Origin of the sequence: Pseudomonas sp. Irchel s3f10, assembly GCF_900187515.1 — a bacterium.
Taxonomy (GTDB): domain Bacteria; phylum Pseudomonadota; class Gammaproteobacteria; order Pseudomonadales; family Pseudomonadaceae; genus Aquipseudomonas; species Aquipseudomonas tensinigenes.
Genome location: NZ_FYDZ01000004.1, coordinates 1 through 14,394, shown reverse-complemented (window position 1 = coordinate 14,394; position 14,394 = coordinate 1). Strand labels below are relative to the sequence as shown.

General features: G+C 59.2%; 12 protein-coding genes. 2 read left to right on the top strand and 10 right to left on the bottom strand.

The genetic code is table 11. The features are described from left to right. Window positions 1–3: 3 nt before the first annotated feature. The 9 genes from CKW17_RS11445 to flhA form a co-directional block, all read right to left on the bottom strand. A complete protein-coding gene (locus CKW17_RS11445) occupies window positions 4–744 on the bottom strand; it encodes a flagellar motor protein (RefSeq protein ID WP_008077689.1) in 741 nt (246 codons plus the stop codon). Further along, window positions 744–1,892 carry a chemotaxis response regulator protein-glutamate methylesterase gene (locus tag CKW17_RS11440; protein ID WP_038363876.1) on the bottom strand — a complete coding sequence of 383 codons (1,149 nt, stop codon included), beginning with the start codon at window positions 1,890–1,892 and terminating at the stop codon, window positions 744–746. Before CKW17_RS11440 ends, CKW17_RS11445 begins: the two co-directional genes overlap by 1 nt. Window positions 1,893–1,941: 49 nt before the next feature. Next, window positions 1,942–4,212, bottom strand: coding sequence for a chemotaxis protein CheA (locus tag CKW17_RS11435; protein WP_095119911.1), 2,271 nt, complete (start codon window positions 4,210–4,212; stop codon window positions 1,942–1,944). A 54-nt stretch (window positions 4,213–4,266) separates the two neighbouring features. Next, on the bottom strand, window positions 4,267–5,055 hold the full coding sequence (locus tag CKW17_RS11430) for a protein phosphatase CheZ (RefSeq protein WP_007920000.1): 789 nt from the start codon (window positions 5,053–5,055) through the stop codon (window positions 4,267–4,269). A gap of 18 nt (window positions 5,056–5,073) precedes the next feature. Continuing rightward, complete coding sequence (locus tag CKW17_RS11425) at window positions 5,074–5,445, bottom strand: chemotaxis response regulator CheY (RefSeq protein ID WP_161986607.1); 372 nt, start codon at window positions 5,443–5,445, stop codon at window positions 5,074–5,076. A 166-nt stretch (window positions 5,446–5,611) separates the two neighbouring features. Next, on the bottom strand, window positions 5,612–6,352 hold the full coding sequence (gene fliA / locus CKW17_RS11420; protein WP_093439777.1) for an RNA polymerase sigma factor FliA: 741 nt from the start codon (window positions 6,350–6,352) through the stop codon (window positions 5,612–5,614). After that, on the bottom strand, window positions 6,349–7,179 hold the full coding sequence (gene fleN / locus CKW17_RS11415) for a flagellar synthesis regulator FleN (RefSeq protein WP_003222917.1): 831 nt from the start codon (window positions 7,177–7,179) through the stop codon (window positions 6,349–6,351). The genes fliA and fleN overlap by 4 nt, the downstream gene beginning before the upstream one ends. Before the next feature lie 116 nt (window positions 7,180–7,295). After that, entirely contained in the window at window positions 7,296–8,636 is a 1,341-nt protein-coding gene (gene flhF, locus CKW17_RS11410) for a flagellar biosynthesis protein FlhF (RefSeq protein ID WP_008077677.1), read from the bottom strand. Between the two features lie 11 nt (window positions 8,637–8,647). After that, window positions 8,648–10,777: a flagellar biosynthesis protein FlhA gene (flhA, locus tag CKW17_RS11405; protein WP_095119910.1), complete on the bottom strand. Its 2,130-nt coding sequence runs from the start codon at window positions 10,775–10,777 to the stop codon at window positions 8,648–8,650. Between the two features lie 668 nt (window positions 10,778–11,445). Here flhA and CKW17_RS11400 point away from each other — a divergent pair. Then, the gene (locus CKW17_RS11400; RefSeq protein ID WP_095119909.1) at window positions 11,446–11,802 is read left to right on the top strand and encodes a DUF6124 family protein; all 357 of its coding nucleotides are present in this window, start codon (window positions 11,446–11,448) and stop codon (window positions 11,800–11,802) included. Between the two features lie 612 nt (window positions 11,803–12,414). Here CKW17_RS11400 and CKW17_RS11395 read toward each other — a convergent pair. Then, window positions 12,415–13,083, bottom strand: a complete 669-nt coding sequence (locus CKW17_RS11395) for a hypothetical protein (RefSeq protein WP_095119908.1) — start codon at window positions 13,081–13,083, stop codon at window positions 12,415–12,417. A 586-nt stretch (window positions 13,084–13,669) separates the two neighbouring features. On the opposite strand from CKW17_RS11395, the gene CKW17_RS11390 reads away from it, so the two are divergent. Further along, window positions 13,670–14,029 carry a DUF6124 family protein gene (locus tag CKW17_RS11390; RefSeq protein ID WP_095119907.1) on the top strand — a complete coding sequence of 120 codons (360 nt, stop codon included), beginning with the start codon at window positions 13,670–13,672 and terminating at the stop codon, window positions 14,027–14,029. The last annotated feature ends 365 nt before the right edge of the window (window positions 14,030–14,394 follow it).

Here is a 14,394-nt window from a genome sequence, read left to right as displayed (position 1 = left end):
CCCTTAATCCATGAAGCCTTGCAGCTTCAACTCAATGGAGCGAGGGTTTTCACCTTCGGCGATCGACAAAATGCCTTCCAACAACATTTCGCGATAACGCGACTGCCGCAACGCGATTGACTTCAATTTGGCTGCCACCGGCAGCAGGATCAGGTTGGCACTGGCCACACCATAGATGGTCGCGACGAAAGCCACAGCAATGCCGCTGCCCAACTGGGTCGGATCAGCAAGATTGCCCATCACGTGGATCAGGCCCATCACCGCGCCGATGATGCCGATGGTCGGCGCGTAGCCGCCCATGCTTTCGAAGACTTTCGCGGCTTCGATGTCGCGCGCTTCCTGGGTGTAGAAATCCACTTCGAGGATGCTGCGAATCGCTTCCGGCTCGGCACCGTCGACCAGCAGTTGCAGGCCCTTGCGCGAGTAGTTGTCCGGTTCGGCATCGGCCACGCCTTCCAGACCGAGCAGACCTTCCTTGCGTGCGGTGAGGCTCCAGTTGACCACGCGATCAATGCCGCCGGCCAAGTCCACACGCGGCGGGAAGAAGATCCACGCCAGAATCTGCATGGCGCGTTTGAACGCGCTCATCGGCGATTGCAGCAGTGCGGCACCGATGGTGCCGCCCAGTACGATCAATGCCGCCGGGCCGTTGGCCAGCGCACCGAGGTGACCACCTTCAAGGTAGTTACCGCCGATGATGGCGACGAACGCCATGATGATCCCGATAAGGCTTAGAACATCCATCAGATACACGCCTCGACAATGTGTTTGCCGATGTCGTCGAGGCTGTATACCGCGTCGGCGAGGTCGGCTTTGACGATGGCCATCGGCATGCCGTAGATCACACAACTGGCTTCATCCTGCGCCCACACGGCGCTACCGCCCTGCTTGAGCAGACGCGCGCCTTCACGGCCGTCGGCGCCCATACCGGTCAGTACGACCGCCAGAACTTTGTCGCCGTAGGATTTCGCCGCCGAACCGAAGGTGATGTCCACGCACGGCTTGTAGTTCAGACGCTCGTCGCCCGGGAGGATTTTCACCGCGCCACGGCCATCGATCATCATTTGCTTGCCACCCGGAGCGAGCAACGCCAGGCCCGGACGCAGGATGTCGCCATCCTCGGCTTCCTTGACGCTGATGCGGCAGAGCTTGTCGAGACGCTCGGCAAACGCCTTGGTGAACGCTGCCGGCATGTGCTGGATCAGCACGATCGGCGCCGGGAAGTTCGCCGGCAACTGCGTCAATACACGTTGCAAGGCAACCGGGCCGCCCGTCGACGTACCAATGGCAACCAGTTTGTAAGCTTTGCGTTTCGGTGCCGGCGACGAAGCGCTGGCGGCCGGAGCACGGCTTGGAGCAGGTGCATGCACAGGCGCGGGTGCCGGACGTGCCGGTGCGCTGGTGCTGTGGCTGCTGAAGCTGGATGGCGCCGGAGCCGGTGCAGGCGTTGGCGCTGCGGCTGGAGCCGGCGCGCTATAAGCACTGAAACGACGATTACTGCGCGAGATGCTATGCACCTTCTCGCACAGCAATTGCTTGACCTTCTCCGGATTGCGCGAGATGTCTTCGAAGTTCTTCGGCAGGAAATCCACCGCGCCGGCGTCCAGCGCATCCAGAGTGACCCGGGCGCCTTCGTGGGTCAGCGAGGAGAACATCAACACCGGGGTCGGGCAGCGCTGCATGATGTGCCGCACTGCCGTGATGCCATCCATCATCGGCATCTCGTAGTCCATGGTGATCACGTCCGGCTTGAGTGCCAGGGCCTGATCGATCGCCTCTTTACCGTTGGTAGCGGTGCCGACCACCTGAATGCTCGGATCCGCTGAAAGAATTTCCGAGACGCGGCGGCGGAAAAAACCCGAATCGTCCACCACCAGGACTTTGACTGCCATAAACACTCCATTAGGTGCAGCGGGACGTTGTCGCCCCGCCGCCCCGGATTCAAATACGCCGTGCGGCGTAACGCTTGAGCATGCTTGGAACATCGAGAATCAGCGCGATGCGGCCGTCACCGGTAATGGTGGCGCCGGACATGCCCGGAGTGCCCTGCAGCATTTTGCCCAATGGCTTGATGACCACTTCTTCCTGACCGACCAGTTGATCGACGACGAAGCCGATCCGCTGAGTGCCCACCGAAAGGATCACCACATGGCCTTCACGCTGCTCTTCGTGAGCGGCGGAGCTGACCAGCCAGCGCTTGAGGTAGAACAATGGCAGCGCCTTGTCCCGCACGATCACCACTTCCTGACCGTCGACGACGTTAGTGGTCGACAGGTCGAGGTGGAAGATTTCGTTGACGTTGACCAACGGGAACGCAAACGCCTGATTGCCGAGCATGACCATCAGGGTTGGCATGATCGCGAGGGTCAGCGGCACCTTGATGACGATCTTCGAACCCTGGCCCTTGGTCGAGTAGATGTTGATCGAACCGTTGAGCTGGGAAATCTTGGTCTTCACCACGTCCATGCCGACGCCACGGCCGGACACGTCGGAGATCTCGGTCTTGGTCGAGAAACCCGGGGCGAAGATCAGGTTGTAGCACTCGGTATCGCTGAGGCGATCGGCCGCGTCCTTGTCCATCACGCCGCGTTTAACCGCGATGGCGCGCAGGACGTTCGGGTCCATGCCTTTGCCGTCATCGGAAATCGACAGCAGGATATGGTCGCCCTCTTGCTCGGCCGCCAGAACAACACGACCACCACGGGCCTTGCCCGACGCTTCGCGTTCTTCCGGCGACTCGATGCCGTGGTCGACGGCGTTGCGCACCAAGTGGACCAGCGGGTCGGCTAGGGCCTCGACAAGGTTTTTGTCGAGGTCGGTTTCTTCACCCACCAGTTCCAGGTTGATCTCTTTCTTCAGCTGACGCGCGAGGTCGCGAACCAGACGCGGGAAGCGCCCGAAGACCTTCTTGATCGGCTGCATCCGCGTCTTCATGACGGCGGTCTGCAAGTCAGCCGTGACCACGTCGAGGTTCGACACGGCCTTTTGCATGGCTTCATCGCCGCTGTTCAGGCCCAGACGCACCAGACGGTTACGCACCAGCACCAACTCGCCGACCATATTCATGATTTCGTCGAGACGTGCCGTGTCGACGCGCACGGTGGTTTCGGCTTCGCTTGCCGGTTTTTCCGGTGGCGGCGTTGCCGGCGCGCGGGCCGGAGCCGGTGCAGCAGCGGCAGCCGGCTTTGGCGCTTCGGCTTTTGGCTCAGGCTTGGCGGCAGGCTTCGGTGCTGCAGCAGCGGCCGGTGCCTTGGCGGCAGGCGTGGCGACAGTCGAAGCACTGCCAGCAGCGGCGGTGCCGACTTCGGAGAACTTGCCTTTACCGTGCAATTCGTCGAGCAGCGATTCGAACTCGTGATCGCTGATCAGATCACTGCCGGCAGCGGCGGCCGCTGGAGCAGCCGGCGCCGGTGCCGAAGCAATCGCCGACTCCAGCGCATCCACGGCAAAGTTGCCCTTGCCATGCAACTGATCGAGCAGGGCTTCGAATTCGTCGTCGGTGATGTCGGAGCTGTCGCCCTTGGCCGGCGCCGCAGGGGCTGCCGCCGCTGGTGCAACCGCGTCCACCGCGAACTGGCCCTTGCCGTGCAACTGATCAAGCAACGACTCGAACTCGGCATCGGTGATTTCATCGCTCGCGGCTTCATTGGCCGTTTGCGCAGGTGCAGCAGCGGCCGGGGCTTCAGCTTCAGCCTTGACGGCGTTCAGCGAATCCAGCAGCTGTTCAAATTCGTTATCGGTGATGTCGCCCGATGCGTCGCCTTCGACGACCAGCTCTTCGATCATCTCGGCCACTGGCGAAGCCGGGGCTGCGTCCGCCGATTGCGGTTCGGCCAGACGCGCCAGGGCGGCCAGCAGTTCCGGGGTGGCAGCGGTGATCGGCGCACGCTCACGAACCTCAGTGAACATGCTGTTCACCGCGTCCAGTGCTTCGAGGACAACGTCCATCAGTTCTGCATCAACGCGACGCTCACCCTTGCGCAGGATGTCGAACACGTTTTCGGCGATGTGACAGCACTCCACCAGCTCATTGAGCTGAAGGAAGCCGGCGCCCCCTTTTACAGTGTGGAAACCGCGAAAAATTGCGTTGAGCAGATCTGCGTCATCCGGGCGGCTTTCCAGCTCGACCAGTTGTTCGGACAGTTGCTCAAGAATCTCGCCGGCCTCAACCAGGAAATCCTGAAGGATCTCTTCATCGGCGCCGAAGCTCATTAATGGGGTGCTCCTACAGGTCTAAAAACCCAAAAAACCTAAAATTCCAAAACTCTAGAACCCGAGGCTGGATAACAAATCGTCCACATCGTCCTGACCGGACACAACGTCTTCTCGTTTATCGGCATGAATCTGCGGACCTTCACCCTGCGAGAGATGTTTTTGTGGATCTTTTTCTGCAAGCATCGCGGCGCGGTCATGTTCGATGCCCGCAAAGCGGTCGACCTGACTGGCCATGAGCACGAGTTTGAGCAAATTGCTTTCGACTTCGGTGACCAGCTGGGTCACACGCTTGATCACCTGACCGGTGAGGTCCTGGTAATCCTGGGCCAGCAGGATGTCGTTGAGATTGCTCGACACCGCACGGTTGTCCGTGCTGCTGCGCGACAGAAAACCGTCGACCCGGCGCGCCAGTTCACGGAACTCTTCAGCCCCGACCTCGCGACGCATGAAGCGACCCCAATCGGCACTCAAGGTCTGCGCTTCATCAGCCAGACTGTTGACCACCGGCGTGGCGCTTTCCACCAGATCCATGGTGCGGTTGGCCGCGGCTTCCGTCAGCTTGACCACATAGCCCAGGCGTTCGGTGGCGTCGGTGATTTGCGACACTTCCTCGGCCTGCGGCATGTTCGGGTCGATCTGGAAGTTGACGATCGCACTGTGCAGTTCACGTGTGAGCTTGCCCACTTCCTGGTACAGGCCACGGTCACGGGTCTGATTGAGCTCATGGATCAGTTGCACAGCGTCGCCGAACCTGCCTTTTTCAAGGCTTTCGACCAGTTCGACCGCGTGTTTTTTCAGGGTCGACTCGAAATCGCCCTGTGAAGATTCGTTATGCTCCATAGCTCCCCCGCGCGTTCATCAGCCGATGCGTTCGAAAATCTTCTCGATTTTGTCTTTCAACGCCTGAGCCGTGAAAGGTTTGACTACGTAGCCGTTTACACCGGCCTGAGCGGCCTCGATGATCTGCTCGCGCTTGGCTTCTGCAGTCACCATCAGCACTGGCAGGTGCTTGAGTTTTTCATCGGCACGCACGTGGCGCAGCAGGTCGATACCGGTCATGCCCGGCATGTTCCAGTCCGTTACCAGAAAGTCGATGCTTCCGCTGTTGAGCACTGGAATGGCAGTCACGCCATCGTCAGCCTCGACGGTGTTGGTGAACCCAAGATCACGCAGCAGGTTCTTGATGATCCGCCGCATCGTTGAGAAGTCATCAACGATGAGGATTTTCATGTCTTTGTTCAATTCGACCTCCAAGCAGTCTTAAACGCGCCCAGCACCTGGACGCGCCACTTCAATCAATCGGCGCAGCACTCGAAGACTGTCTGGAGCACAACAGAGCAAGACCGGTGCCGTTCATCACCGCACCAGCCTCGTTCGCAGTGTCCCCACACTGCCTTCAGCGCGCTCGCCACTCCCCCAAACGCCCCCGCAAACGGGCCGCGCACTGGCTGTGTAACTGGCTGACCCGCGATTCACTGACGCCAAGGACTTCACCGATCTCCTTGAGGTTAAGCTCTTCGTCGTAGTACAGCGCCAACACCAGTCGCTCACGCTCCGGCAAATTGGCAATCGCGTCCGCCAGCGCCGCCTGGAAGCGTTCATCTTCCAGATCGCGTGACGGCTCCATATGAGCACTCGCGCCATCCTCGTGCAGCCCTTCGTGTTCGCCGTCCTGCAACAGGTCGTCGAAACTGAACAGGCGACTGCCCAAGGTGTCATTCAAAATCCCGTAGTAATCGTCGAGACTCAATTGGAGTTCGGCCGCAACCTCGTGATCTTTAGCATCACGGCCGGTTTTAGCTTCAATTGAGCGAATTGCGTCGCTGACCATCCGGGTATTGCGGTGAACCGAGCGTGGCGCCCAGTCCCCTTTGCGCACTTCGTCGAGCATCGCGCCGCGGATTCGTATGCCCGCGTACGTTTCGAAACTGGCGCCTTTGCTGGCGTCGTATTTGGTCGAGACTTCGAGCAGGCCGATCATCCCGGCCTGGATCAGGTCTTCGACCTGCACACTCGCCGGCAAGCGTGCCAGCAAGTGATAGGCAATGCGTTTGACCAGTGGCGCGTAACGCTCGATCAATTCGTACTGCGCGTCACGTGCCGACTTCTTGTAGTAGTTCATACCGCTTGCTGTCATAGCACGGGCCCTGCCGTTTGCTGCACGAGGCGCTCGACGAAAAACTCAAGGTGGCCACGCGGGTTGGCGGGCAGCGGCCAGGTGTCGACCTTCTGCGCGATCGCCTTGAACGCCAGTGCGCACTTGGAACGCGGAAAGGCTTCGTACACCGCACGCTGCTTCTGCACCGCTTTACGCACGCTTTCGTCGTAAGGCACGGCGCCGACGTATTGTAGAGCGACGTCAAGGAAGCGATCCGTGACCTTGGTCAACTTGGCGAACAGGTTGCGCCCTTCCTGCGGGCTCTGCGCCATGTTGGCGAGGACGCGGAAGCGGTTCATGCCGTAATCGCGGTTGAGCAGTTTGATCAGCGCGTAAGCGTCGGTAATGGAAGTCGGCTCGTCGCAGACCACCAGCAACACTTCCTGCGCGGCGCGTACGAAACTGACTACCGAGTCACCAATACCCGCAGCGGTGTCGATCACCAATACGTCGAGATTGTCGCCGATGTCGCTGAACGCCTGAATCAGACCGGCGTGTTGCGCCGGGCTCAGGTGCACCATGCTCTGCGTGCCGGACGCGGCCGGGACGATGCGGATGCCACCGGGGCCTTGCAACAGCACGTCGCGCAACTCGCAACGGCCTTCGATGACGTCGGCCAGCGTGCGTTTAGGGGTCAGCCCCAACAATACGTCAACGTTCGCCAGACCGAGGTCGGCGTCCAGCAGCATGACCCGACGGCCAAGCTCTGCCAGCGCCAGCGACAAGTTCACTGACACGTTAGTCTTGCCGACGCCACCTTTGCCGCCGGTCACCGCGATCACCTGTACGGGATGCATGCTGCCCATGTTATTTCTTTACCTTGTCTTGCATAGACGGAGGCCACATTACTGGCTGCGCGTTCACAACCGGAACAATGCATGGCAGACCATCGATGTAGGTACAAAAACTGTTCATGAATACCTCAGCCTACCTGCTTGGTCGGGCTGTGATAGATATCAGCGAACATGTCAGCCATGGCTTCTTCGCTGGGTTCTTCCTGCATTTGCACGCTGACGGCGCGGCTGACCAGTTGATGACGGCGCGGCAGATGCAAATCATCCGGAATCCGTGGGCCATCGGTCAGGTACGCGACCGGCAATTCATGACTGATCGCCAGGCTCAACACTTCGCCAAGGCTGGCCGTTTCATCCAGTTTAGTCAGGATGCACCCGGCTAGCCCGCAACGCTTGTAACTGTGATAAGCGGCGGTTAGAACCTGTTTCTGGCTGGTGGTTGCCAAGACCAGATAATTTTTTGAACGAATGCCACGTCCGGCCAGACTTTCCAGCTGCATGCGCAGCGCCGGATCACTGGCTTGCAGGCCGGCAGTATCGATCAATACCACGCGTTTGCGCAGCAGTGGATCCAGCGCCTGCACCAGCGATTGGCCCGGATCGACGTGAGTCACCGGCACATTGAGAATGCGGCCCAGCGTCTTCAGTTGTTCCTGAGCGCCGATGCGGAAACTGTCCATGCTCACCAGCGCGACATTCTGCGCGCCGTATTTCAGCACATAACGCGCGGCAAGCTTGGCGAGTGTAGTGGTCTTGCCCATGCCGGCAGGGCCGACCATGGCAATCACACCGCCCTCTTCCAGCGGCTCGACTTCCGGCACGGCAATCATCCGCGCCAGATGCGCAAGGAGCATGCGCCAGGCCTGACGCGGTTCTTCGATATCAGTGATCATCGCCAGCAGATCGCGCGACAACGGGCCGGACAGACCGATACGTTGCAAACGGCGATACAGATTGGCTTGCGCCGGGCGGCTGCCTTGCAGCTGATTCCAGGCCAGAGTGCCGAGCTGAACTTCCATCAGCTCGCGCAGGCTGTTCAATTCAAAACGCATCGAATCCAGTGCGCGCGGATCAACACCGCCGGAGGACTGCGCAGGCGCCGGGGCCGGGCGCGCCGGGGCGGCGTAAGTCGGCTCGCTCAGCGGTTCAGCGGCGGTCAGCGGCAGGCCAGCGGTCAACGGCAGGCCGGCGAAAATCTGGCGATTGCTATTGCCATCAGCTTCGCCACGCAGGCTCAACTCGGCCTGAGCGGTGACGATGCGCGACTGGGTCTTGCGCAGCTCGTCTTCGAGCTCCATGTTCGGAACCCGTGGCGCCAGCGCCGACAATTTGTAATCCAGTGCCGCCGTCAGCTCGACACCGCCGGCAATGCGGCGGTTGCCAATGATGGCGGCATCAGCGCCCAGCTCATCACGAACCAGCTTCATGGCCTGACGCATATCGGCGGCAAAGAAACGCTTAACTTGCATAAACCACTACCTCAGCCGTTGGGCCCTACTGTCGCAACGATGGTCACTTGCTTGTTGTCCGGTATTTCCTGGTAGGCCAGCACATGCAGCCCAGGGACTGCGAGGCGGCCAAAGCGCGAGAGCATCGCGCGGATCGGGCCAGCGACCAAAAGGATCACCGGCTGACCTTGCATTTCCTGACGCTGCGCCGCTTCGATGAGCGAACGCTGCAGCTTCTCGGCCATGCTTGGCTCCAGCAGAACGCCCTCTTCCGAGCCTTGTCCTGCCTTCTGCAGACTATTGAGCAATATTTGTTCCAACCTTGGTTCCAGGGTGATCACAGGCAGCTCCGACTCAGTGCCTACAATGCTTTGGACGATGGCGCGGGATACGCCGACGCGCACAGCGGCGACCAACGCGGCGGTATCTTGACTCTTCGCGGCGTTGTTGGCGATGGCTTCGGCAATGCTGCGGATATCGCGCACCGGCACATGCTCGGCGAGCAACGCTTGCAGCACTTTGAGCAACTGCGACAAGGTGACCACGCCCGGTACCAGCTCTTCAGCCAGTTTCGGCGAGCTTTTGGCCAGCAATTGCATGAGTTGCTGCACTTCTTCGTGGCCGATCAGCTCACTGGAGTGCTTGTACAGAATCTGGTTCAAGTGCGTGGCGACCACGGTGCTGGCGTCGACCACGGTGTAACCGAGCGATTGTGCCTGGGCCCGCTGGCTGATTTCGATCCACACCGCCTCCAGGCCGAAAGCCGGATCTTTGGCGTTGATACCGTTGAGCGTGCCGTAGACCTGGCCCGGGTTGATCGCCAGTTCGCGATCCGGGTAGATCTCCGCTTCGGCGAGGATCACCCCCATCAGCGTCAGGCGATAGGCGCTGGGCGCCAGATCGAGGTTGTCACGAATATGCACAGTGGGCATCAGGAAGCCCAGATCCTGCGAGAGTTTCTTGCGCACGCCCTTGATCCGCGCCAGCAATTGCCCGCCCTGATTGCGGTCCACCAGCGGGATCAGGCGATAGCCGACTTCCAGGCCGATCATGTCGATCGGCGTCACGTCGTCCCAGCCCAGCTCTTTGGTTTCCATGGCGCGAGCCGGCGACGGCAGCAACTCCTGCTGACGCTTGACCTCTTCCAGCGCCACGACCTTGGCCACGTTCTGCTTCTTCCAGAACAGGTACGCGCCACCGGCGGCCAGCGCGGCCATGGTCAGGAACGAGAAGTGCGGCATACCCGGCACCAGGCCCATGACCGCCATCATCCCGGCCGCCACCGCCAGCGCTTTCGGCGAGGCGAACATCTGGCGATTGATCTGCTTGCCCATGTCTTCCGAACCGGAAGCACGGGTCACCATGATCGCTGCTGCTGTGGATAACAACAGTGATGGCAATTGCGCCACTAAACCGTCACCGATGGTCAGCAAGGCGTAAACCTTGCCGGCGTCGGCGAAGCTCATGTTGTGCTGGAAGATACCGACGGCCATACCGCCGATGAGGTTGATGAACAGAATCAGCAGGCCGGCGATGGCGTCACCCCGGACGAACTTGCTGGCACCGTCCATCGAACCGTAGAACTCGGCCTCTTGGGCGACTTCCTGACGGCGTGCCTTGGCCTGGTTCTGGTCAATCAGACCGGCGTTGAGGTCGGCGTCGATCGCCATTTGTTTGCCGGGCATCGCATCGAGGGTGAAACGCGCGCTCACCTCGGAAATCCGCCCGGCACCCTTGGTCACCACGACGAAGTTGATGATCATCAAAATCGCGAAGACCACGATACCGACCACGTAGTTACCGCCGATCACCACCTCACCGAAGGCCTGAATCACCTTACCGGCAGCGGCGTGGCCGTCCTGACCGTGGAGCATGACCACCCGCGTCGAAGCCACGTTCAACGCCAGCCGCAGCAAGGTCGCGACCAGCAGAATCGTCGGGAACACGGCGAAATCCAGCGGCCGCAGCGCATACACGCAGACCAGCAGGACGACGATCGACAGCGCGATGTTGAAGGTGAAGAACACGTCGAGCAGGAACGGCGGAATCGGCAACATCATCATTGCCAACATGACCAGCAGCAACAACGGCACGCCCAGATTGCCTCGACTGAGGTCGGCAACATTCGAGCGAGCTGTGTTGAATAACTGAGAGCGATCCACCGGTTTTCCCCGTTCCTTTAAAGCAAACTTTTGACGCCCAGAGCGGGCTCACGGCGGGTACTGCAAGAAGCTTTCCAACTTTTGCCAAGGAGTGAAATCGGGAGAGAAAACATGCCCCCTGTAGGAGTGAGCCTGCTCGCGATAGCGGCGTGTCATCCAAAAAATTCGTCAACTGACACTCCGCTATCGCGAGCAGGCTCACGCCTACATTTGGTGTGCATTTCACTCTCACATTTGGAATGCAGTCTCTTGTGGGAGCGAGCCTGCTCGCGAAGAGGCCCTTATGTCCGGCACAAATTTTTCGATTTAAACGAAGCTGTTTAAAGACACCTGCAGACACGGTCTCGAGGCTACAAATTCTTGCGCCTTTGCCTACGGCTACGCCAGAATCCGCCGGCTTGTGCGCTTTGGGGTCGGGCTCTATCGTGGGTCGGTCGCTGACGAATCAGCGATCGGGTTTAGCGACTCGAATTCAAGTTCAAAGGTGCATCAGCGTTCCAGGCTTCGTTGCGGATCTGTATTTTCGCGATTTCGTCATGGTGGCTGTATGCGGGAGACCCTCGGGTCTGCCGGGTGCCTTTGACCGGTTCGCTAACCTGCGTACAGCCGCCACCCCTCCTGTTTAGCGACAGGTTGTAGCGGCTCCACTTCAAAGGAGCTTCACCACGATCAAACCAACACCCAACCCACCCGAAACCGACGCCACCTCGCCCTACGAATCCCTCGATTCAAAAAAACTCCACGAAGCCGCCGACCGCGCCCTCGATCACTACCTATGCCCACCCGGCTCCACCCCACCACCCCGTAAAACTCGCCGGATGTACGCTGTTACCGCAGACTTCAAAAACGAGGAACTGCTGGCCGATGCCAGCGAAACACTCGCTTCCGCCAGAACCATCGCCCATGACTTCGCTCATCTCGTACCGGCGTCACAGCGCCGGACGCTGTTGGGGATCGCGCAATTGATCATGCTCGGCGAACTGGCGGTGAGTCGGGTGATGGATAATCTGGAGTTGCCGGGCTGAGGCAGGCATTGGGCACACCTGCTGAGTGATCGGGCGCCCATTCTGGCCTTTTCGCGGGCAAGCCCGTCTCCCACAGAGATCTGCGCCATTCACAAATCCCAGCAGAATCTCAACAAGATTGCCAACTCCGCCGCGCTTTAACTAAAAGCGCAGATGTGTGACTTCCATCGAACCTTCACCCACCCGATCAAATACGACCGACCTACCCTTCTTGAAGCTGAATTGGTGCTTTAGGCTTTCAGGGACCAAGAAGAAAAAACATCTTTCGTCAGGGTCAAGCGGAAGTTCCGGACCATCCGGTGAGAAAATTATCCCTGCACGTATTTTCTTTATTGTGAGGTATTCATCGTACGTTCCCGGATAAATAGAGCCTCTACCAGTGTTTTCGACATAGCATTACGAATGCACCCTTTATATCTTTGTCTTCCATTTCATCTTCCATTTCATCTTCCATTTCCCTTCTCCTTTGCCATCGCAAAAGCAGGCGCACCCAATGTGCGACACCACCCATCAATCAAAGCGCAAAATGCACACGTCCACACCTGTAAAACCTGACAGGTTGGACGCGCATTCAGACGAAAGGTAAACCTGAGAATCTCGCTTAAACGCCGGTCACTGCGCGATCAGAATCTGCTTGGGCAAAATTTCGCCGAACTTGAGTTCTTTGCCATTGAGGTACTGCGTACCGCGCAGCAATTGCTCTCCCTCCACATCGACGAAATCCTCATCCATGTACATGAAAACCACCTTGGTCTCCGGCGCACGGGTCCCGGGACCTGTCAGGTGGCTTTCCAGCAGATTGAGTGCCCAATGGAACTGGATGACCGGCAACTCACCGAGTTGAATCAAGTGATCATCTTGCAGCGATCGAAAATCCTTGCGCGCCGTGATGCGTAACGTGCGACCGACCCTTTCAAACGTCGGCTTGCCAAAGCGCACTGCCAGTTCAGGACCGGTCGCCCACTGATCCATGTAATAGCTGGGCGAGGTGAACAGATCGAACAAGGCCTGGTTGTCGCGAATGTTCCCCGCCGCATCAAACAGGTAGTTGTAGGAATAGTGGTAAGCCAGGCCGTCCAGCTCAGGTCTGATGGCGTTGACCGGATTGTCGAGATAACCCGGAATATAAACATTGGCCATTTGCACAAAGTGGGTGAAGTCCAGATCCAGATCGAAGCTCGCCGTGTAACGGATGCTCCGCTCCTTCGGGTTCTCCTCCAGCCGACCTGAAACAAAGTCCAGTGTCATTCCTTCAAGCTTTTTATAGATAGCCTCTGCCATGATCGTGCTCTCTGCGCTACGGGATTATTCCCATGCCCATGGCACCTCAGCGGGAGCGAAGCGTCTACTGTCAGAACTATCAGGTTGGGCGGGGTTTCGGACAGACGGTAAACCGGGCCTGCCCCCTCGTCTTCCGCTTTTCAATTCAAACCTGACAGACCGCTGTCGCGAGCAGGCGAAGGCCTACAGGGGATTGCATTCCAAATGTGGGAGCGAGCCTGCTCGCGAAGGGGCTAGTGAAGTCAGCGCAAATCGCCTTTTAAACTCGGGCGTTTAAAAGACACCTTCAGACACGCCTTCCAGGCTACACATCCTTGCGCCTTTGCCTACAGCTACGCCAGAATCCGCCGGCTTGTGCGCCTTGGGGGCGGGTTCTATTGTGATTCGGTCGCTGATTACTTCAGCGATCGGGTTTAGCAGCCCGGGTTATCTCTAGACGCACAAAGTCCGTAGCCGTTATGGCGGCTTTGCGTGGGGCACTTCGGTGCGCCGGGTTCTAGAGTCCTGGTCTGCTAACCCGCGTACAGCCGCCACCTCCCTCGTTAGCAGCGAACGGTGGCAGCTTCACAACTCTAGAGGCTTTACCATGATCAAACCAACACCCAACCCACCCGAAACCGAAGCCACCTCCCCCTACGAATCCCTCGATTCAAAAAAACTCCACGAAGCCGCCGACCGCGCTCTCGATCACTACCTCTGCCCACCCGGCTCCACCCCACCACCTCGTAAAACCCGCCGGATGTACGCCGTGACCGCCGACTTCAAAAACGAGGAACTGCTGGCCGATGCCAGCGAAACACTCGCCTCAGCCAGAACCATCGCCCGTGACTTCGCCCATCTCATACCAGCGTCGCAGCGTCGTACTTTGTTGGGGATTGCACAGCTGATCATGCTCGGCGAACTGGCGGTGAATCGGGTGATGGATAATCTGGAGTTGCCGCAGTAGCACGGTTCTGTGACACGCCTTGAGTGTTGAGTCGGGGCGGCTAACGCCTTCGCGGGCAGGCGCGCTCCCACAGGGATCGGGGTCGATCACCAGGCTGCGTTTACACCACCGAATTTGTGGGAGCGAGCCTGCTCGCGAAGGCGTCTTCACAGCCCCCACATCGCTCAAGCAAGAAAAAGCAAACAACCGCTCGTCGGATACCCTCGCGCACCTGTCAGATCTGACAGGTGCGCAATTTGCCGTTTAGCCGTTCAATCACTCCGTCCCCTTCCCGCACGGAGCCGATGCCATGTCGACGCCTGATCAGCCTCTCGCCCTCACAGAACTCAACATCCCCGGTCGCAGCAAGGACCCGGTATCGCAGG